Source organism: Bartonella sp. AP30XZML, assembly GCF_042195945.1.
Lineage (GTDB): Bacteria > Pseudomonadota > Alphaproteobacteria > Rhizobiales > Rhizobiaceae > Bartonella.
Genome location: NZ_JBHIPJ010000109.1, coordinates 1 through 20253 on the forward strand (window position 1 = coordinate 1; position 20253 = coordinate 20253).

Consider the following 20253-nt stretch of genomic DNA (forward strand, 5'->3'; position numbering starts at 1 on the left):
ACAGCAGTTGAAAATACGCGTAACCTAGCCTTAGGAGGCAAGCGCATTTCATTCATGAGAATAGGCAAGCCTAGTGAAGAGTGTCATGACAGTAGCAATTCAAAAGCGGCTTAAAACAGCAAAATAGTGAAAAGTGCTGATCATTTTACGATTAGATATGCATTTAAATCGACAAAAAGGCACCATAAAAAGCGATTTAAAGATTTTACGATGAAAACACATCCGCAATATAAAACGCTCTGTACGGTCAAATTTTAGGTAAATAGACCAATTGGTAAAAATAGGAATTAAAACATGGAAATATTAAAACGAAGATTCTTTAAAAAACGTAAACAGCCTATGCAAAAAGAGTTTGTTGCAACAGCTGTTGGTTATGTTCCTTGGGGAGACGGAGCAGAGGAGTATTTTTACAACCTCTACGAATATGAAGACGGCACAAGAGAGTGTGAAAAGTTTGATGGCGGACAGTATTATACCACACCAGAAAATGCAGATTTTAGTACCAAAGCGCAGGTGAAAGCATGGGTTTACGGTGGGAATATTCCGAAAAGCATTCTCAATTACGAACCTCTTATAGATGAGATTAACAGAGAGATCAAAAAATTATCGAAAACCGCAGGAAATAAATATGTTTACAGATAAGCAGCTAAGAGCCTTGTTTGGCATTATAACTTTTATATTTTTATGTTTTTTAGGAATTAAAAAAAATCCTTACTTTATTCAAAGTATTTTGACATTCGCATCTGTTTCTTTGGTAATAGTCACAACTGTTTTTGCAATTTTATGCAATTCCAAGATTCCTTCTGAATTGCAGAGCAACCCAAAATACAAACGCGGCAATACAACAGGTTGGGTGAAACTAACACGTGATTTACAACAGTATATGCACAGACTTTTAAAGCTAATAAGTTTAGCACTTGTCGTTTTAATTTTCCCAAGTAGCTATAAAGAAACTGTTTTTTTACCTGTCATCTCTAAGTACGTGAATTACAAGCTTTCTTTTCCATTGGATACTGTACTTTGGTACTCAGATATTGCTCTTTGGTATTCTTTTTTAGTTTGTGTATTGTTTCTTATGTTACATACACGCAGTTTAATAAACATATCTATTTACACACTACAGTGCTCAGTTAAAAAGCTATAGTAAAATTTCCGATTTTATAAAACTGTTCAGATTACGTTGTTTCTTCTCAACGTTCATAGATGAGATCAACAAGGAGATAAAAAACTATCGAAAGCAGTTTGATACTCTTTGTAGCAGGAAAGAGATCAACGCATTGAACGAAGCATGGCGTCACGTAAAATTGCGTTAATCCGTGTTTGATATCCTTTCCCTTGACTTTTAAGCCACGCTAGAACGTCTGAATCCACACGTACTGTTGTGACAGTTTTGGTTGGTTTATAGAATGGATTGCGAACGGCGTTTTTCCAAAATGCATCATTGAGTGACGGAATATCACTATGATCAATTGCACTGTCCGGCATTGCAGCCAGCTTATCAACTTCAACTCTCTGTTTATCTGTCAAAGGTGATAAGTTACCTACATCAATTTCATAAAGAACTTTCTTCTTCATAACGTTTCCTTTCTTTCGAGTTAGCTCGCCGCGCTGAAATAATACGGATTACTTCTATACCATCTTTATCATCATGGACAGTATGCGCCACGAGCAGCAGTAAAAAACCATCCACAAGACCCAAAGTTTGCCAACGATATTCTCCGTTTTCAATACGGTCTTGTTTAACCATGGCGAACGGGTCTGCAAAAACACGAGCAGCAATTTCAAAACTGACACGGTGCTTTCTAAGATTACTTTTCGCTTTAGCTTCATCCCATTCAAATCTTATTTTCATATCTTATGTTAATACATTTATGTATGTATTTCAAGAGTTTTAAATGAACACTGAACTATTTATGTTTTTTTGCATATTAAATATAATTTTATATGTTAAAAAACAATAATATCATTTTGAAATAATTGAAAAAATAAGCAAATCATGCTAAGATTTTCTATGTATTAAAGTACAAGTTTAAGGTAAGAAAAAACATGCTAAATAAAGTGACATTAATCGGGCGTTTAGGTGCTGATCCCGAAAGCAAAACAATGAATTCTGGAGCAGAAATAGTCAATTTTCGTATGGCAACTTCTGAAAGCTATACGGATAAAAATACTCATCAAAAAGTAGAGAAAACTGAATGGCACTCCGTGGTGATTTTTAATCCACATTTGGCAAAAATTGCACTTCAATACCTCAACAAAGGTTCAAAGGTTTACGTAGAAGGCAAATTACAGACACGCAAATGGCAAGATAAAAATGGGCATGACCGTTACACAACAGAGATTATTTTACCACAATTCAAAGGCGAGTTGTATTTGCTTGATGTAAAGAAAGATCAATCTGCCCCTTCATCTATTACTTCTCAAAATTATGCTATCGCTTCAGGTGCCGCTGATCATAGTGCATCTCTTAATGACAGCATACCATTTTGATTGATAAAATATAACAAAGAGAAACATGTGGGCTCCCACAGATTAGGGGATGTATGAAGAAGAAAGATGCTTACATTTCACAAGTGAAAGTACGTCAAGATCCTGTTAATCAATTGGCAATTGAAATGCGTGCTAAACGCTTTGGTTTGACTATTGAAGAGGCTAAAAATCCGCTTGCTGGTACTTATGTTGGGCGGCTGTGTTTGCAAGGCATGCTTACTCAAGACCAGTATGATGCTGCGCAAAAATATCTTGAAGTGAAAAATGACTATTTGTGTGCAAAAGGTTTACCAAGCGCTGTTTATGATGAAATGCCATCATCTTCTGATGACAAAGCAAGAGAAAAATGGGTTGAATTTGCAACAGAACAGTTTTCTAATATGCAAGAGGCGATAAAAGAAACACAACATCTCTATAGACAGTATAATCTTTATGCAGCAATACAATATATTGTTGTCGAAGACAAAACATTACCACATCTTGTGAATTCATTGCGGGTCGCTCTTAACGCGCTTCATAAATATTTTGACAGAAAAACTAAATGGTAAATGTTGTATGTTGTTTCTTTCGCTATGACGCGAAACGTTTTTCTGTACAATTCGTTGTATTTGTATTACAGTGAATACAAATATGAGGATTGTGTTATGACGATATCTATTCGATTGCCAAGTGATCTCGATACACGTTTGAATAATTTAGCTGCTAAGACAGGACGTACAAAGTCTTTTTATTTACGCGAGATTATTGAACATGGAATAGAGGAAGCAGAGGATTATTATTTAGCTTCACAAGTAAGAGAGCGCGTTCGAAGGGGAGAGGGTACTTTTTATAGCTCTGAAGAGGTGAGGAAAGAGCTTGGCTTGGACGATTAGATATGAAAAAAAAGCTCTTAGTTTTTTAAAAAAATGCGATAAAAAAGAAGCACGGAGGATTGTCGATTTTTTAGATCAACATGTTGCTCCTCTTGAAGATGTGCGTGTAATAGGTAAGCCCTTAAAAGGACAATTATCAGGTTTATGGAGATATCGTGTAGGAGATTACAGGATACTTTGTGAACTCTATGATAAGGAGCTTGTCGTATTAGTTTTGGCTATTGGACATAGAAAAAGCATATATAAAGGCTAAGGCAAATCTTTTATAAAATATTTTGATTCTTAATCAAGAATTAAAAGGAGTAATACCGCGCAACTAATTAGAGCAGTTGTTAATAAAAAGAAATAAGCAGGAATTTTCAATTTAAAGCGCCAAAGTAAGTTAATGATGATGGACATTATACTAATAAATATGAATATTCCTGTTATAATGATGAAATCATCAAATGTTATGCGCCTCTGAGGTTTTTCATAATCAGAAACAGTGGAAAACGAAATGTTATATTGATTAATTCCACTATCTGATAAAATCTTTTTTGGGTGCTGTTCTACTACGTATTGCTTTTGCAAAACTTTAATTTTTTCATGTAAATTTTCAGCAGTATTAGAAGACTTGTAATGAGTAAGAATCTGTTCACTGTTAGCATAATCAGAAAGAAAAAGCCCACTGATCACTATGATTAATAAGTAAATTATTTCTTTTATGGCTGGAGTTTAAGTGTATATTAAAGATTAAGGAAAAATGCTTAGTAAATATTTTGATCGTTAGACAATTTTCCAAATAAATTTGATCAATGCTATAAACGCTATAAGACAAATTAATATCAATGCTATAATCGCTACGATCCCTACAATTTCATCTAAATTTTGTATTATAGCAATAAAAATTAACACTCCTAAAAATGCTATTCCTAATACAGGATAAAATACAAAGGCTGCTGCCATAGCTGTATAGCATCCTGTTTGGAATTGGAGGGACAAGAGCTCATAAAATGCGCTGTCAATATTTTCATCTTTTAAACTTAGCTTTTTTTCTCTTGCACATGCACTTAGTATCAAAAAATACGATACAAATGCTACAAATATTGGTACGACTAATTTATCTTGTTGTTGATTGTCTAATCCGAAGGGATTAAAAGCAAGTATCATAAGACTAATTATAGCAAAGAACGGTAAAAACAAAATTAGTGTAAATGTCTTTTTAATTCTGCATAAATCTGCTTTTTTGAAAAATAACATTAATTCCCCCCACTTTTTGCTAATCAATAATTTAGTGCTTCCGTATAATTGATTCGTTGAGATAATACAATTGTGAGTTATTGGGTGCTAAAGATACTAGATTTAGGTGAAAAAAAATAAAAAATACACAATATAGTGATTTTTTTGTTGACAGGATATGAAAAATAGTGTTTTATGGCGTTGCTGTACTAGTCGAATTGCGTCTAGAATTACGGTAAAAGTATAACCTTTCTTATAAGTTTATATGATTGTTCAGAGCCCTGCTTTTGCGGGGTTTTTTATTGTCTTGTTTACAAAAAGAAACACACATGAAAACCACTGAAAAACTTGTAAAAAGAACGCCCCCAAAGGCAGGTCAAGGGCGGGTAAAAGGTGTGCCAAATAAAACGACACGTATTTTGAAAGAAGCAGTGCTTAAGGCAGCAGAGCGCGCTGGTAAGAAATATGGTGATGATGGTTTGGTCTCTTATCTAGAAAAACAGGCAATCAAATGCCCCGCTGCTTATTTGGCATTGTTGGGGAAGATTTTGCCTCTTCAAGTGACAGGGGAAGATGGGGAGCCATTAAGATGATAACGCGTGTAGAAATCGCGCCTTTAGTTCATGACAACACGACAGATTAATATTGTTCCAAAGCTTATACCGATTTTTACAGATAAGGCTTTGGTGCGTGCGGCTTGGGGTGGACGAGGGTCTGGAAAGACAAGATCATTTGCATTGATGGCGGCTTTAAAAGGCTATCAATTTGGTAGGGAAGGAATATCAGGCACTATCCTTTGTGCACGGCAGTTTCAAAACTCGCTAGCAGAAAGTTCATTGGAGGAGATTAAGCGCGCCATTGAAGCGCACGACTTTTTAAAGGACTATTACAAGGTTGGGGAATCTTCGATTAAGTCGATAGATGGTCGCGTAGCCTTTCAGTTTTCTGGTCTGGACCGTAATATTGCGAGCATTAAATCGATGGGGCGCATTTTGCTTTGTTGGGTTGATGAAGCAGAGCCGGTAACAGAGACGGCTTGGCAAACGCTTATACCGACTTTGCGAGAAGAAGGAGAGGGATGGCGGGCAGAATTATGGGTGACATGGAACCCGTTGCGAGAGAATGCCCCCGTTGAGAAGCGGTTTCGCTTTTCAGACAATGAAGCCATTAAGCGTGTAGAGATCAACTGGTCAGACAACCCGAAGTTTCCCAAGATCTTGAATGAAGCACGATTGGATGATCTGAGAAACCGCCCCGAGACCTATAAGCATATCTGGGAAGGGGATTATCTGAAAGCGGTTCAAGGTGCTTATTATCAAAAGGAAATGTTGGCAGCCGAGCAGGAGGGGCGGATAGGGCGTGTTGCTCGTGACCCTTTAATGCAAATACGTGCTTTTTGGGACATTGGGGGGACAGGCGCCAAGGCAGATGCCACAGCGATATGGATAGCGCAATTTGTTGGTAGAGAGATCAGAGTGCTTGATTATTACGAAGCACAGGGACAACCGTTATCAGAGCATATCGGTTGGTTGCGTCAAAACGGTTATGAGAAGGCATTGATGGTTTTGCCTCATGACGGTGCGACCAGAGACCGTGTGCACAATGTGAGTTTTGAGAGTGCTTTAAATGATGCGGGTTTTGAAACGCAAGTGATCCCTAATCAAGGGGCAGGGGCGGTTAAGATGCGTATAGAGGCGGTGCGGCGTATTCTCCCCTCTGTTTGGTTTAATGAGAAGACGACAGTAGCAGGACGTAAGGCACTGAACTGGTATCACGAGAAATGGGATGAGAAGCGCGGCATTGGTTTGGGTGCAGAGCATGATTGGTCGAGCCATGGGGCGGATGCCTTTGGTTTAATGTGCATTGTCTATGAAGCACCCAGTGTCAAACCCAAGCAAGAGCGTTATTGCACTATGGAAAGAGAAGCGGCATCATGGATGGCATTCTAGATCAAGACTTTCAAAAAACGACAATCCTCGATGAATATGAAATCTATAAGCGTTTAAAGTCTTGGTACGCAGAAGATAAAGAATCACCAACTGCATCATTATGATACAGTTATTTTTAATAATAAAAGGAGGATTTAAATGGGTAGTTCAAGCTCATCAAATGATTCAAGTAGTAACTCACATCCAAAAAGTTGGCTTTTTCCAGAAGATGATTATAGTACAGGCGCTCATGCCCAAGCAGCAGGTACAGGTGGCATTGTAGGAGCAATATTAGGAGGTGGTGCTGGTGCAGCTGGAGGTTCTATTGCTGGACCAGGAGGTGCAGGTGCTGGCTTACTCGGTGGAGCAGTAAGCGGCGGAATAGGAGGAGCTGGTGATTCAAGTAGTAACTCACATCCAAAAAGTTGGCTTTTTCCAGAAGAAGATGATTGTAGCCCAGGAGCTCATGCCCAAGCAGCAGGTGCAGGCGGCATCATAGGAGACGTAATAGGAGGTATTGCTGGTGCAGTTGGAGGTCTTTTTTCTGGACCGAAAGGTGTCGGTTCTGGCTTTGTCAATGGAGCAATAGGAGGTGGACTAGCAGGAGCTGGTGACGCTGTGGTAGATAAATACAATGCATGATATACGGCACCAAGTTGTGAAACAAGCGATTATGTTGAAGCAGCTGCCATACACGGAGGCATAGGAGCAGCATCTGGTGCATTATTTGGTCCGCAAGTAGCACTAACAGGCGGATTAGGAGGAGCTGCTGACGGTTTGATAGATAAGTACAATGAATGCCATCCGAATCCAAGTTGTGAAGTAAGCGATTATGTTGTATCAACAGCCATAAAGGGAGGCGCAGGAGCATTAATTGGTTTATTAGGTGGTCCGGAAACAGCAGTCGCAGGCGGAGTAATGGGAGCTATTAGTGGTTTTAAAGATAAGTACAATCAATGTCATCCGTAAAGTAGAGGGAGGCTGTTTCTAATTTATTTAGAAAATAGCTAGTAAGATATTTCTGAGATCAGTGATATTGTAAACATACTTTAAAGCTATGGCTAAACTGATTTCAGGGATATTTTTGTGTGTGATAATAGATATTTTATTTTGGATTTTTTTGTTATGAATACTTTTACTGGCTCCTTATTGGCAACGTTTATATGTGGATTTTTAATGTTTTCTTACAATAGATTTAAAGGTGAGAACTGGAGTATAAAAAGGACAATATTATCAACAATTATGTTTTTTATATTATATTATTCTGGAAATTTATTAGTTAAATATATGGGAATTTTATAAAAATTATTTATATATAAAATTATAATTATTTGAATTATAATCTATTGCTCTCTCTATTAAATCATTCATAAAGTGGATGAAATTTCAGTCTGGATTTTTTGTTATGCATACTTTTACTAGCTCCTTAATGACAGCAATTGGATTTGGACTTTGCATGTTTTTTTACAATAGATTTAAAGGTAAGAACTGGAGTATAAAAAGGACAACATTATCAACAATTAGGTTTTTTATATTATATTATGCTGCAAATTTATTAATTGAATATATGGGAATTTTAAAATAATATAAAATCAAGTTGTTATCAGTATTTTATTATTTATTATAATTTATGTATTTTTACAAATTATAGTTTATTTTTTGCTAAATAGCATGCTCATCACATGATTCAATTAGTAACTCACATCCAAAAAGTTTGCTTTTTCCAGAAGAAGATGATTGTAGCGCAGGCTCTTATGCTCAAACAGTAGGCACAGGCGGTCTCGTGGGAGCCCGTTATTAGGAGGAGGGGCTGGTGCAGTAGCTGGTCTACCTAGAGCAGTAGGAGGCGGATTTGGAGGAGCTATTAACGGTTTGATAGATAAGTACAATCAATGCCATCCGTAAAGTGGAGGGACACTGTTTCTAATTTATTTAGAAAACAGCTAGTAAGATATTTCTGAGATCAGTGATATTGTAAACATACTTTAAATCTATGGCTAAACTGATTTCAGGGATATTTTTGTTTAAGACAATAGATATTTTATTTTGGATTTTTTTGTTATGAATAATTTTACTGGCGCCTTATTGGTAACGTTTATATATGGATTTTCAATTTTTTTTTACAATAGATCTAAAGGTAAGAACTGGAGTATAAAAAGGAAAATATTATCAACAATTATGTTTTTTATATTATATTATTTTGGAATTTTATTAGTTAAATATATGGGAATTTTATAAAGATTGTTTATATATAAAATTATATTTAATTAAGTTAAGTTTATTATTTGAATTATACTCTATTGCTCTCTCTCTTAAATCATTCATAAAGTAGATGAAATTTCAGTCTGGATTTTTTGTTATGCATACTTTTACTAGCTCCTTAATGACAGCAATTGGATTTGGACTTTGCATGTTTTTTTACAATAGATTTAAAGGTAAGAACTGGAGTATAAAAAGGACAATATTAACAACAATTAGGTTTTTTATATTATATTATGCTGCAAATTTATTAATTGAATATATGGGAATTTTAAAATAATATAAAATCAAGTTGTTATATTATTTTAAAAATATAATTATAAGGTGTTATTTGTAGAGTTATTTATAAAAAATAAGTTATTATTTTTATATAATATTAAACTTTAAAAAATATTTACTGATTACAGTTAGACAGAGACTTTAATATTATTATCAATATTTCTGTTTTTTATTTCCTATTTTTTTAATCTTTTTCATTATTTCAAGCATGGGTTGTTTTGAGATTATTATCTTTTGTATAAGGATTATCAATTTATAGTTTTTGAAAAGTGATTGTTTGCTTATGTATCATGATTTATTGAAAAATAGGCAACTTTTATGAAATAAAATGCCTTATTTCTCTTAGATTGTTATTCATCGTCTTGTGAGAGAGGAAGTGAGGCGATTTCTGTATCAAGGGCATCCATAAAATCGATAATAAAAGCAGCATTCGTTCCCAAATCTCTTAGCAAATAACGAGAAGCAGAACGCATATCAACAAAAGTTGTATCTCCTTCATTGGTTAAGCGTATCACAATGTCTGAAATAAAACCAAGGTAAAAAGTTTTTGCCATTGTTTCAATATAAAGCGCATTTTCTTCACCTTTAAACTCTCGTTGAGCCACAACAGGCCAATCATAGGCTGCTAAAACATTAAGAACGGATTCGCGAATACGGTCAGGTGAGCCATCATAACGGCGCCCCGATATTTCTGGCCATTGTGACATCTGTATTGCTGCTTGTTCAGTCAAAACACTTTTGAGTGGTAAAGCATCGCTGGGACGTATTGTGCGAAAAAAAGCCGGTGGTCTTTGTGTATCGGTAGAAACGTCGTAAAGAGCCGGTAAGGTAAACCAAAGTCCAAAAAAGAGCATCAATGGTGTGGCTGTTATCAACGAATAAATGATCCCTTTTAAAGCTTTCATTCCCCCTAGAGCACCATAGACCCACAAACTATGAAGTGCTTTAATAGCCAGAAAAAGAGAAATAATTACACAGCCAGTAGAGATTCCGATCAAAATTATGAAGTCAGTTACGTTAATGACGGAAAAACGTTGTAAAATGACTGAAAATAATAAAATAAAGAACGACAATCCACCAAATCGAGGGGACCATACTGCTGCTCTTGAAACGAACCGAACATATCTCTTCTTCATGAAGTTTTTCCCCTCGATTGTAAACTATAAGCCAAGTTTTTTCAGAGTGCTATCTTACAAAAAGCTTCTGCTCATAAACCAAAAATAAAGCACTTATTTTTGAGGTCAAGGATGTGTAATGTCTTATAAGTTTCCAGCGATTGTTTTGGCACTTCATTGAAGGTAAACAGTATTTCTTCTATAGTTTATCATGTTATTGATGCGAATTTTATGGGAATGTTTGTAAATAAAAAGAAATAAACTCAAATAACAAGTTCTACGGTTGTTAGCAGCATATATTTTTAGAACTTTACTCTTGATTTTTCTCTTCTGATTGCGGGGAGTTTTTTCTGTCAGATAATGCGTATCAAATAGGATATGATGATGTGCAATAGAGATTTCATTCTATCTCAATAAAAAATTTAGGGATCTACAATCAGATAAATCTGAATTCGAATATTTGATTAATAGAGAAAAAAGATAACCATTTTGATAGGCTTCATGTATTTTATAGAAAGGAAGGTGTTGTACAAATGAGAGGTTAGTCGGTTTTTATTCATAAAATATGCGGCAGGTTGCAGATGAAAGAAAAGCTTCACTTTCTTTTTTTGCAAGGGAAGAAGGGACAAAAATACGTAAAATAACAAACCCTTCATTCAAATTTTTAGCAACCAAAACTGAATTGGCATTTTTTTTAGGTTTTGATTTTTTGAGTTCTATGATTTGTATTGGTTTTCCAATGATAAGATCAAGTGTCGCATCAGGGGCTGTTCGGTCATTAAGGCTATAGAAAATAATTCCGTCGTGTGTGTAGGCTGCTAGTGACCAAAATTGTTGTGTTTTCAAAGCTTTTAAATGAACAGGTCCATTTTCAAGATTAAATCTGCAGACTTTAAGAAGAAAGAGTGGATCAGCAGATTGCTGAATAGGATTATTGGGCGTAAAATCGACAAATTGATAAGAGGTTCCAGATTTTTTTAGTGCTGTCCATATATTATCTTGTGCCCAATAGGGGATCAGAAAGAGAACGCAAATATGAACGATAATAGCGCCAATGATTGCAAGAAGTGCGGTATAAATAAATCTAGTCACAATTTATTTGTCCTGATGGGATTTGTTCTATTGATGGCATTGTAAGCGTTTGTAATGCCGTTGCTGAGATGATTGGGGTATCGTATAAAGTAAGAATAAGCCCGAATTCTTTTTGACTAACTGTTGCAAGCCAATTGCCGGTTTGCGGTGTGGGTGAAATATTAATGCGCAATGAGCCATCATGCTCATAGATAATATTGTCAGTGTGGAGTTCAAAAGGTATTTCTTTGGATGAAGTATAAGGTTTTAGGGATTTGTCAGCTGTATAAAGGGTAAAAAGACGGGTTTCAGGGATGGTGCCTTTGAGTAAATAATGACAGTGATGATGAAGTGGACGCCCTTGGTTATCTTGCCAAATCTGGAATTGAATACCTTCAGTTCGTCCGAGTGAAACAATGCCTCGTTTGGTCGTGCGGGCGCGGGTATAAGGATCCATATTGGCGGTTCCCATTTTTGGATAAGCACTCCATTTTCCAATTCTAAAGCGTTCAAAATGAGGAAAGGAATTGAGCACATAATCGACACTCAGTGTTCCACATAAAATGGAAAAAGCGAAGATAAAAAAGAAAATGGTGATATTAAAAAACATCAGTGAATATCTTGAATTCAAAATGTTGAATCTCCAGTTGTTTTCATCTTCAAAGAAATTGCAGATGGTTTTTTCAGATCTTTGTTAATCAATCGCACAATATTCAATGTTTCAGGAGAAAGCGTAGAGGGTATTGGAGGAGGAACTTCAGAATCTGCATGGGAAGAAAGTACTGGGGGCTGATAAGGAGGAAGGAGAGAATCTTGAACACCATAGAGCTGTTTGAGCATGATATTTTGATGTGCAGCAAGCATGATGCGATGCCATATCATGGCAGGAACGCCACCCCCAAAAGCACGATTCATCGGTGAAAAGTTATCATTTCCCATCCATACGGCTCCCGTATAATTGCCTGTAAAGCCAACAAACCAAGCATCACGATAAGATTGTGATGTTCCAGTTTTCCCTGAGACGAGAGTCATGGGCAGAGCAGCACGCTTACCAGATCCTCGTGTCGTGACACCCACCATCATTTGGTTCATATAAGCTGTTGATTGTCTGCTGAGAACTCGGTGTAACTTATTTCCGTTATGTTCGAAATCCCACACGACACGACCATCAATTGTTTTGATTTGCGTAAACCCATGACGATTACCCGCTATTCCTCCATTGGCAAAGACATTAAAGCCTGTAGCTTGATCCATGGGGGTCATATTGGAAGTGCCAAGAACCATTGTTTTGTGTGATAAAATATGCGCGTTAATCCCCATATTCTTGATGAGATCTATGATGGGTTGGGTATCACGGTTAAGATATTGATAGGTGAGATACACAGGGACTGTATTAATAGAAAAAGCTAAAGCTGTTGCTAAATCAATTTTTCCCAAATAACGACCAGAATTATTTTTGGGTGTCCAACCTCCCCAATTGATAGGAGCATCTAAAACAATTGTCGAGGGAGACAGTCCGTGTTCCAGTGCGGTTGCGTAAACATAAGGTTTGAATGAAGAACCAGTTTGCCGTCCGCCTTGTGTTGCTCTGTTAAATTGGCTCTTTTTATAATCGAGTCCTCCAACAATTGCGCATACGGCACCGTTATTATCGAGTATAACGGTGGCAGCTTGGGTTACGCGATATTGTTGACCATATTGATGTAAATGATATGCGATTGATTCTTCTGCTGCTTTTTGAATATTCGGATCAAGGGTTGTTTGAATAATTAAACTATGGCTTGGAAGTTGATTGCGCATTTTTTTGACTTCCTCGAATGCCCAATCAAGAAAATAATCTGGCTGATTATTTTCTATTTGGGGAAGTGCCTTAGCAGGGTGGCGATGCGCATTGATAATTTGGCTCTTTGTCATAAAGCCACTATTAACAAGATTAGAAAGGACGACATTGGCACGTGTTTGAGCAGCAAAGAGATGACTATGAGGAGCATATTTTGTTGGAGCTTTAAAGAGTCCTGCTAACATAGCAGATTCACTTAAAGATACATGACGTATGTTTTTTCCAAAATAAAATTTTGCCGCTGCGGCAATACCAAAATTGTTTCCTCCCATATAGGCTCGGTCAAGATAAAGTTGTAAAATCTGCTTTTTGCTAAAATTTGCTTCTAGCCAAAGAGCAAGATAAGCTTCTTTGATTTTACGTGTTATGGTTCTCTCGTTTGTTAAGAATAAATTTTTAGCCAATTGTTGTGTGAGAGTTGAACCACCTTGCACCACACCTTTAGCTTGCATATTTTGTGAAATTGCCCGTGTAAGTCCTTGAAAATCAATACCCCAATGATCAAAAAAACGACGGTCTTCTGTAGCGAGAACCGCTTTAATGACAGTGTCAGGCATTTCTTCAACGGGGACAGAGATTGCCGGCAGTGCACCACGGTGCCCAATGGAATTTCCATAGCGATCTAGAAAAAGAATGGAAAAGTTTTTAGGAGAAGACCAATCTGTTTTGGTCAGTTCAAAAACAGAAATGCCAAAAATGGTAAAAAGAGTAAATCCCATCAACCCTAATGTTAGTATTTCATCGAGAACTTCAACGATAAAACGTTTCCATCCTTGAAGATGAAAATTTTGTGAGACGATTTTTGCCTTTTTCCAGAAAAAACTGTTAGCAGAACGAATGTGATAAAGCGCTGTGTCTAATCGTGCGTCTAATTCAATGAGAGCAGGACTGTGAAATGGCTTACGATGTTGCCTTTTCTTTTTTTTAAAAAAATCAAACATTTAAAGAGAGCCTATGGCAAAGAAATACAACCAAACAAATCTACAATAATTATATGGAGTAGAAGTATTTTTTTGCTATAGTGCTAACAGAGAAAGAGTTTATTTTAGAATTATTCATTTTTCATAAGATAGTGTATTAAGATTTTATTATTTTATTGAATAAATTTTATTCTCATTATTAAAAATATTTTATTTTGAGTTTTTAAAAATTTGGAATAATATTAATGTGTTCTTCTGTAAGATAGAGGATAAATTATTTCCATTTGTGATTTTTAAGTCGACCCAAAAAAACCATTATTTCTTTTATCCTTTATCAAGGAAAAGAAGAGATGGGTTATTGAAATATTTATGATGAAAAAAAAATTCTTGTTTGTAATAATAGCAGCTTTTTTAGGAGCAGATTCTGTTCGAGCTTCTGGGTGTGCTGAAGTAGGTAAGAAGGTTGCCGCGCAAGAGAGCGGGGTTCTCGTCCGTTCAAAACCGGTTGTTCAGGATGGAAAGGACATGTGTGCAATTGTGGTTGTTGTACCAGCCAGTAATGGTGAAAAGTTACGTCGTGTTGAGTTTTTTGTTCCTGCTGATTAGTCTTTAGCAGATGGTGTTGTGATGCGTATCTTAATCGTTGAAGATGATCGGAATCTTCACCATCAATTAGCAGAAGCTGTAAGACGTGCAGGATATGTTTCCGATAGTGCTTTCGATGGTGAAGAGGCTTATTTTTTAGGTAGCACAGAGTCTTACGACGCGGTGATACTTGATATAGGTTTACCGCAGATTGATGGTATTAGTGTTGTTGAAAAGTGGCGTCAAGAAGGGATCTCCATGCCTGTTTTAATGCTAACAGCGCGAGACCGTTGGTCTGATAAGGTGCACGGTATTGATGCTGGAGCTGACGATTATGTTGTGAAGCCATTTCATTTGGAGGAAGTGATGGCGCGCTTGCGAGCATTAATTCGTCGCACTACGGGACATGCGACGAGTGCATTATGTTGCGGAAATGTTTTGTTGGATACAAAGACATCTCGTGTTTTTGTGGATGGTCAATTGATTAAACTAACATCTTATGAATTCAGACTGCTTTCGTATCTCATGCATCATTGTGACAGGGTCATTTCAAGAACAGAGCTTACTGAACATCTTTATGATCAGGATTTTGATAAGGATTCGAATACGGTGGAAGTCTTTGTAGGTCGGTTACGGAAAAAGCTTGGAGTGAATTTGATTGAAACTATTCGAGGAATGGGATATCGCGTGAGAACGCGAGGTGATTAATGAATGTTTTTGAAGAGAATAATTGGTATAGGAGGTTCTTTTTTGTAATTACTCGATCTCTCAGTTTACGTGTTATGATCTTATCAACATTATGGGTTGTTATTTCTCTTTTATCGATTTCTGCAGTAAGTATTTTATTTTATAAGCGTTCGACTGAACAAAGCCTAGAGCGTATCCTTTCTGCTCAACTCTACAGTCTTATTGCAACAGTGACGGTGTCATCAGAAGGTACTTTGATAGGAGGGGCTGGGATTGATGATATTCGTTATTCTGATCCAACAACAGGATGGTATTGGGAAGTTGTTGCGATATCCCATAATTTGAAAGGAAGATTGACATCTCCCTCATTGGGAACAGGCGAGATATTTACACCAAGTGATGTTGATATACCTTTTGACAATAAATTCTTTCGCTCTTATCGGATAACGGGGAACAATGGTCAAAAGCTACAAGTGATTGAGAGTGATGTTGTTCTTGATAATAAAAATCATATTGCACGTTTTCGGCTTGTTGGGAATATCGATGAAGCTCATGCTCAGGTAAAGGAATTTAAGCGAACTTTGCAAATTTTTCTTTGGAGTTTCGGTATCGGGAGTGTTCTTATTAATATTGCTATTATTTTCTTTAGTTTTCAACCGTTGAAGCTTATTCGACGTGCATTGAATGATATTCGCGAAGGAAGAGTTCATTATGTGAATACGGATTTAGTAAGCGAAGTGATGCCGCTTGTACAAGAGATGAATGCTCTCATTAATAATAATCAGCGTATTATTGAGCGATTTCGCACACAGGTTGGTAATCTCGCGCATTCATTGAAGACGCCTCTATCCGTGATTATGAATGAGACAGATAAGATGCGCGGAGAAAAGGCTAGTTTGTTGAGAGAGCAAACGCAAATAATGCAAGCTCAAATCAATCATTATCTTCAGCGTGCGCGGATTGCAGCACAATGCGATAGTGTTGTCTATCATACGTCTGTTCGCAGTGTGCTTGAACGCTTGGTGCGGGTTATGAAAAAGCTTAATCCTGAAAAACAAATTCAATTTATTATGGATGTTGATGATATTGTTTTTTCTGGAGAGAAGGAAGATTTAGAAGAAATTATAGGGAATTTGATTGAAAATGCTACTCAGTGGTCTCGTGCAAAGGTTTTGATCTCTTGTTGTTTAGAAGAAAATGCTGAAGAAACAGAATATTTTAGTATCTTTGTAGAAGATGATGGTCCTGGTTTAACAGAAGACAAAATTGATGAAGCATTAAAAAGAGGGCGGCGGTTTAATGAAAGTAAACTAGGGTCAGGCTTAGGGTTAGCAATTGTTTCAGATATGGTCAGTGAATATGGTGGCAATCTCTTTTTATCACGTTCTGATTTGGGTGGATTGTATGCAAAAGTTTTATTACCTAAGATGGGAGAATAACATATTTTCTCCTTAAGCAAGAAATGTCTATAAAGTTTGTAAAGCAGTATTTTCAGACAACACATCAAAGAGTAGGGAAACATTGTTTTTAGTTTCTTTGTTTAATTGATGTATATAATAGATTTTATAATATTCTCCATGAAAAAATGAATTTTTATTAATTCACATCACTTTTCTCATGAAGAGGATAAAATGTAAGCGAGTTATTCTCTGTTCGTATTGGAAAAAAACGATATGCTCTTATTAATTTTTGCAGCATTTTTTCTGATTTTTCTGGCAAGTGTTCTTTTTCTTTCACTACGTTTTGACGATGAGATAAAAAAAGAATGGAAAGTTCAAACCGTGGATGGTTACAGAAGCCATAAGCGTATGATTGAGTTTAACAAGCTTTATATGCATTATAAAAAAAGAAATATTCTTAAGGCTTTAAGTATCTTGTTTGTTCTCCTTATGACATGGAATATTTATGGGCTGACAGGCAATCCAGAAGTGAAAAGTTATTTTTTTAGCGAATTAATGGATAAAAATCCTCAAACTCTTAGTAAGCAAGAAAAGCTTATTCGTTTACAAGTGCTTTTTTTCCGTGCACCTCATGATGGCAAGCTAGCAGATGCGTTAGCGGTAGGGTATCTCGAAGAAAGCCTTTTTCAAGAAGCAGTGAATACTTATTTAGATGCACTTCGTTTGAATGGAGAAACAGCTCCAAGGCTTGTAGGATACGGTTTAGCATTGGTTGGTTATGAAGGGGGAGTGATAACGCAAGAAGCGCAAAATGCTTTTCAAAAAGCAGCAGATTTAGCGCCAACAGATTTTTATCCACGTTTATTGTTGGCCGATGCATTGCATCAAGCAGGAAAAACTGCGCAGGCAGTACAATTTTTACAAAGCTTTCTTGATACAATGCCTGAAAATTTTTCAGGACAATCACGTGTTAAAAAAATGATGATTCAGTTACGTGATTTATCGAGTGAGCATACAAAGAAAAGAAATCTTGCACCTATGTAGAAGATGTGCAAAGCTCTTAAAAAATAAAATATTGATACTTAATTATAACGTATTTAAAATTTTTTCGCAGAGTGTCTATGAACAGTCAATCTTTAAAGAATTCTGCCTCATGGAAGGTTATTTTAGAGCAGCGAAAAAAAAAGCGCTTACTGATCATATTATTATGTTGTTTGGTTATGACAATTGCAGCAAGTCTCATAGTGTATGCAATGCGTCATGCGGTCAGTTTTTTTAGAATGCCCTCTGAAATTACAAGAGAAGATATTTTAACGGAGCGCCCTTTGCGTTTGGGTGGCTTTGTTGAAAAGGGAACTGTTCAATATGTTGGAGAGAGAGGCGTTGTTTTTTTTGTAACGGATAACAAAAAACATGAAAAAGTAGTTTTCAATGGTGCCTTACCGGATCTTTTTCGTGAAGGTCAGGGGGTGATCGTAGAAGGGCATTTCGATAAACAGGGCTTTTTTATAGGGATGCGTATTTTAGCAAAACATGATGAAACTTATATGCCTAAAGAAACAGCTGATCGTTTGAAAAAACATTACATTATGGAGAAATAATTCGATTGTGCTTGTCGAACTGGGTCATATTTTTTTAGCTGCAGCATTTTCAGTAAGCTTATTAGGGGCATTTTTACCTGCTTTAGGTTTTTGGTGGAGAGAGCGTTTGTTAATGCAAACAGTTGTTCCTCTAACATATATCACTTTTACATTACTGCTTTTATCTTTTTTAGTGATAATTTATGCTTATGTCGTATCTGATTTTTCTGTTTTGAACGTTGTTGAGAATTCTCATTCAGAAAAACCGATGCTCTATAAAATTACAGGTGTTTGGGGCAACCACGAAGGCTCTATGTTGTTATGGGTTTTAAGTCTTGCTTTTTTTAGCGCATTGATGGCTTTTTTTAGCCAACATTTGCCAGAAGATTTTAAGACGCTTGTTTTAATTTGCCAAAGTTGGATTACAACTGCTTTTCTTTTATTTATTCTTTTTGTATCCAATCCATTTTTACGCGTAAATCCACCAGCATTGCAGGGAAATGGTCTCAATCCTCTTTTACAAGATATCGCATTAGCAATTCATCCACCGCTACTTTATTTAGGTTATGTCGGTTTTTCACTTTGTTTTTCTTTTGCCGTTGCGGCATTGATTATGGGACATGTTGATAGAATTTGGGCGCGTGGGATTCGTCCGTGGCTTTTACTTGCTTGGTGTTTTTTGACATTGGGTATTATGGTTGGCTCTTATTGGGCTTATTATGAGCTAGGATGGGGGGGCTATTGGTTTTGGGATCCTGTTGAAAATGTTTCGTTTATGCCTTGGCTTTCAGGAACGGCTCTTTTACATTCTGCTCTTGTTCTCGAAAAACGAGAAATATTGAAAAGTTGGACTCTGTTTTTAGCGCTGCTTACTTTTTCCCTTTCTCTGATGGGAACTTTTTTTGTGCGTTCTGGGCTTTTAGTTTCTGTTCATAGTTTTGCTGTTGATCCAGCACGCGGGCAAGCAATTCTTGCTCTTTTATTTTTTTTTACGGGAGCTGCTTTTCTTATTTTTGCTTTGCGTACCCCTATTTTAAAAACAGAAAGATTTTTTCAACCAATTTCACGTGAAGGGTTTATTGTTTTAAATAACTTGTTACTGACAACAATAACAGCAACAGTATTGATTGGTACGCTTTATCCTTATTTTATTGAGATATTAACAGGGAAAAAAATTTCTGTAGGGGCTGCTTTTTTTAACCTTACCTGTGGACCGCTAATGGTTTTGCTGTTGTTGTTTGTTCCGTTTGGGACAATGATGGCATGGAAACGCGGTGATTTTCTTGCAGTTTTTGAACGGTTGTGGTTTGTTTTTGTATTGGTTGGTATCGTCTGTTTTATAATATTTTATGCGACATCTGTGCGTGATATTTTTGCAGTTTTAGGGATTGGGCTTTCAGCGTTTGTTTTTTTAGGCAGTTTAGCGGATTTATGGGGAAAGAGTGGATATGGCAAGAGAGCTTTTTCAGTACGCGTTAAGAGATTTCTTGGATTGCCATGGTCTACTTTTGGTGCAGCAATAGCACATATGGGATTAGGCGTTACATTATTTGGTATTGTTTGCGTGGCAAGTTTTGGGCAAGAACGTATTTTAATCATGAACGTAGGGGATAGGGTGACGATAGCGGATAAAACGCTTCATTTTGATGCAGTGCATGATGGTGTTGGTTCGAATTATTCGACAATGGAATTTTATTTTAAAATATATGAAAATAAAAACATTGTAGGTCATGTAACAGCCTCAAAGCGATTTTATTCAAGCCAAAATACATCAACAACAGAAGTTGGTCTTAAAAATCGTGGCTTATCGCAGCTATATATTATACCGGGACATATTGATAATCGGGGTCTCGTTGTGCACGTATGGTGGAAGCCTTATGTAATATGTATTTGGTTAGGGGCATTCATGATGGCTATGGGGGGATGTCTTTCTCTTTTGGGGTATTGGTTTCGCATTGGCGTGTACAATAAGGTAGTGCTTGCTTTAAATTTTTGGAAAAGACATTGAG

The 20253-nt window shown here is 36.5% G+C and carries 23 protein-coding genes and 1 pseudogene; 15 read left to right on the top strand and 9 right to left on the bottom strand.

Annotated elements, in window-relative coordinates:
- Nucleotides 1-294: 294 nt before the first annotated feature.
- Entirely contained in the window at nucleotides 295-642 is a 348-nt protein-coding gene (locus tag ACFIL2_RS07880) for a hypothetical protein (RefSeq protein WP_375655533.1), read from the top strand.
- Nucleotides 629-1144, top strand: coding sequence for a hypothetical protein (locus ACFIL2_RS07885; protein WP_375680235.1), 516 nt, complete (start codon nucleotides 629-631; stop codon nucleotides 1142-1144). Before ACFIL2_RS07880 ends, ACFIL2_RS07885 begins: the two co-directional genes overlap by 14 nt.
- Nucleotides 1145-1269: 125 nt before the next feature.
- Here the strand turns inward: ACFIL2_RS07885 and ACFIL2_RS07890 are convergent, their stop codons facing one another.
- Together ACFIL2_RS07890 and ACFIL2_RS07895 are read right to left on the bottom strand one after the other, a co-directional pair.
- Nucleotides 1270-1575, bottom strand: coding sequence for a BrnA antitoxin family protein (locus ACFIL2_RS07890; protein WP_273756873.1), 306 nt, complete (start codon nucleotides 1573-1575; stop codon nucleotides 1270-1272).
- A complete protein-coding gene (locus ACFIL2_RS07895; protein ID WP_375612484.1) occupies nucleotides 1553-1852 on the bottom strand; it encodes a BrnT family toxin in 300 nt (99 codons plus the stop codon). Before ACFIL2_RS07895 ends, ACFIL2_RS07890 begins: the two co-directional genes overlap by 23 nt.
- A gap of 194 nt (nucleotides 1853-2046) precedes the next feature.
- On the opposite strand from ACFIL2_RS07895, the gene ssb reads away from it, so the two are divergent.
- From ssb to ACFIL2_RS07915, 4 genes are all read left to right on the top strand, one after another.
- Nucleotides 2047-2490, top strand: coding sequence for a single-stranded DNA-binding protein (gene ssb / locus ACFIL2_RS07900; protein WP_375646521.1), 444 nt, complete (start codon nucleotides 2047-2049; stop codon nucleotides 2488-2490).
- A gap of 53 nt (nucleotides 2491-2543) precedes the next feature.
- The gene (locus ACFIL2_RS07905) at nucleotides 2544-3038 is read left to right on the top strand and encodes a hypothetical protein (protein WP_375633768.1); all 495 of its coding nucleotides are present in this window, start codon (nucleotides 2544-2546) and stop codon (nucleotides 3036-3038) included.
- 96 nt (nucleotides 3039-3134) lie between these two features.
- Entirely contained in the window at nucleotides 3135-3362 is a 228-nt protein-coding gene (locus ACFIL2_RS07910; RefSeq protein ID WP_375680236.1) for a DUF6290 family protein, read from the top strand.
- Entirely contained in the window at nucleotides 3346-3615 is a 270-nt protein-coding gene (locus ACFIL2_RS07915; protein WP_015856325.1) for a type II toxin-antitoxin system RelE/ParE family toxin, read from the top strand. The genes ACFIL2_RS07910 and ACFIL2_RS07915 overlap by 17 nt, the downstream gene beginning before the upstream one ends.
- A 512-nt stretch (nucleotides 3616-4127) precedes the next feature.
- Here ACFIL2_RS07915 and ACFIL2_RS07920 read toward each other — a convergent pair.
- Nucleotides 4128-4628: a hypothetical protein gene (locus ACFIL2_RS07920; protein ID WP_375680237.1), complete on the bottom strand. Its 501-nt coding sequence runs from the start codon at nucleotides 4626-4628 to the stop codon at nucleotides 4128-4130.
- 281 nt (nucleotides 4629-4909) lie between these two features.
- Between ACFIL2_RS07920 and ACFIL2_RS07925 the strand changes: the two are divergent.
- The 3 genes and pseudogenes from ACFIL2_RS07925 (at nucleotide 4910) to ACFIL2_RS07935 (ending at nucleotide 7150) form a co-directional block, all read left to right on the top strand.
- A pseudogene (locus ACFIL2_RS07925) lies at nucleotides 4910-5223 on the top strand (hypothetical protein).
- Nucleotides 5204-6529 carry a PBSX family phage terminase large subunit gene (locus ACFIL2_RS07930; protein ID WP_375680238.1) on the top strand — a complete coding sequence of 442 codons (1326 nt, stop codon included), beginning with the start codon at nucleotides 5204-5206 and terminating at the stop codon, nucleotides 6527-6529. The pseudogene ACFIL2_RS07925 and the gene ACFIL2_RS07930 overlap by 20 nt, the downstream one beginning before the upstream one ends.
- A 138-nt stretch (nucleotides 6530-6667) precedes the next feature.
- The gene (locus tag ACFIL2_RS07935; RefSeq protein WP_375680239.1) at nucleotides 6668-7150 is read left to right on the top strand and encodes a hypothetical protein; all 483 of its coding nucleotides are present in this window, start codon (nucleotides 6668-6670) and stop codon (nucleotides 7148-7150) included.
- A gap of 29 nt (nucleotides 7151-7179) precedes the next feature.
- Here ACFIL2_RS07935 and ACFIL2_RS07940 read toward each other — a convergent pair whose 3' ends face one another.
- From ACFIL2_RS07940 to ACFIL2_RS07965, 6 genes are all read right to left on the bottom strand, one after another.
- Entirely contained in the window at nucleotides 7180-7302 is a 123-nt protein-coding gene (locus tag ACFIL2_RS07940; RefSeq protein WP_375680240.1) for a hypothetical protein, read from the bottom strand.
- A 36-nt stretch (nucleotides 7303-7338) separates the two neighbouring features.
- Nucleotides 7339-7461, bottom strand: coding sequence for a hypothetical protein (locus ACFIL2_RS07945; protein ID WP_375680241.1), 123 nt, complete (start codon nucleotides 7459-7461; stop codon nucleotides 7339-7341).
- A 1935-nt stretch (nucleotides 7462-9396) separates the two neighbouring features.
- Complete coding sequence (locus ACFIL2_RS07950) at nucleotides 9397-10182, bottom strand: DUF1499 domain-containing protein (protein WP_375620675.1); 786 nt, start codon at nucleotides 10180-10182, stop codon at nucleotides 9397-9399.
- A gap of 531 nt (nucleotides 10183-10713) precedes the next feature.
- The gene (locus ACFIL2_RS07955) at nucleotides 10714-11253 is read right to left on the bottom strand and encodes a hypothetical protein (RefSeq protein ID WP_375680242.1); all 540 of its coding nucleotides are present in this window, start codon (nucleotides 11251-11253) and stop codon (nucleotides 10714-10716) included.
- Nucleotides 11246-11842 (bottom strand): DUF1214 domain-containing protein, encoded by a 597-nt coding sequence (locus tag ACFIL2_RS07960; protein ID WP_375634262.1) that lies wholly within the window; start codon nucleotides 11840-11842, stop codon nucleotides 11246-11248. Before ACFIL2_RS07960 ends, ACFIL2_RS07955 begins: the two co-directional genes overlap by 8 nt.
- 17 nt (nucleotides 11843-11859) lie before the next feature.
- Nucleotides 11860-14013: a transglycosylase domain-containing protein gene (locus ACFIL2_RS07965; protein WP_375634261.1), complete on the bottom strand. Its 2154-nt coding sequence runs from the start codon at nucleotides 14011-14013 to the stop codon at nucleotides 11860-11862.
- Between the two features lie 348 nt (nucleotides 14014-14361).
- Here ACFIL2_RS07965 and ACFIL2_RS07970 point away from each other — a divergent pair, with 348 nt between their 5' ends.
- The 6 genes from ACFIL2_RS07970 (at nucleotide 14362) to ACFIL2_RS07995 (ending at nucleotide 20252) form a co-directional block, all read left to right on the top strand.
- Nucleotides 14362-14598: a hypothetical protein gene (locus ACFIL2_RS07970; protein ID WP_375680243.1), complete on the top strand. Its 237-nt coding sequence runs from the start codon at nucleotides 14362-14364 to the stop codon at nucleotides 14596-14598.
- Nucleotides 14599-14619: 21 nt separating this feature from the next.
- Complete coding sequence (locus tag ACFIL2_RS07975) at nucleotides 14620-15285, top strand: response regulator transcription factor (protein ID WP_375680273.1); 666 nt, start codon at nucleotides 14620-14622, stop codon at nucleotides 15283-15285.
- A complete protein-coding gene (locus ACFIL2_RS07980; RefSeq protein ID WP_375611158.1) occupies nucleotides 15285-16703 on the top strand; it encodes an ATP-binding protein in 1419 nt (472 codons plus the stop codon). The genes ACFIL2_RS07975 and ACFIL2_RS07980 overlap by 1 nt, the downstream gene beginning before the upstream one ends.
- A gap of 234 nt (nucleotides 16704-16937) precedes the next feature.
- Nucleotides 16938-17708 carry a tetratricopeptide repeat protein gene (locus tag ACFIL2_RS07985; RefSeq protein ID WP_375680244.1) on the top strand — a complete coding sequence of 257 codons (771 nt, stop codon included), beginning with the start codon at nucleotides 16938-16940 and terminating at the stop codon, nucleotides 17706-17708.
- 77 nt (nucleotides 17709-17785) lie between these two features.
- On the top strand, nucleotides 17786-18265 hold the full coding sequence (ccmE, locus tag ACFIL2_RS07990) for a cytochrome c maturation protein CcmE (protein ID WP_375611160.1): 480 nt from the start codon (nucleotides 17786-17788) through the stop codon (nucleotides 18263-18265).
- Between the two features lie 7 nt (nucleotides 18266-18272).
- Nucleotides 18273-20252: a heme lyase CcmF/NrfE family subunit gene (locus tag ACFIL2_RS07995; protein ID WP_375680245.1), complete on the top strand. Its 1980-nt coding sequence runs from the start codon at nucleotides 18273-18275 to the stop codon at nucleotides 20250-20252.
- Nucleotide 20253 lies beyond the last annotated feature (1 nt).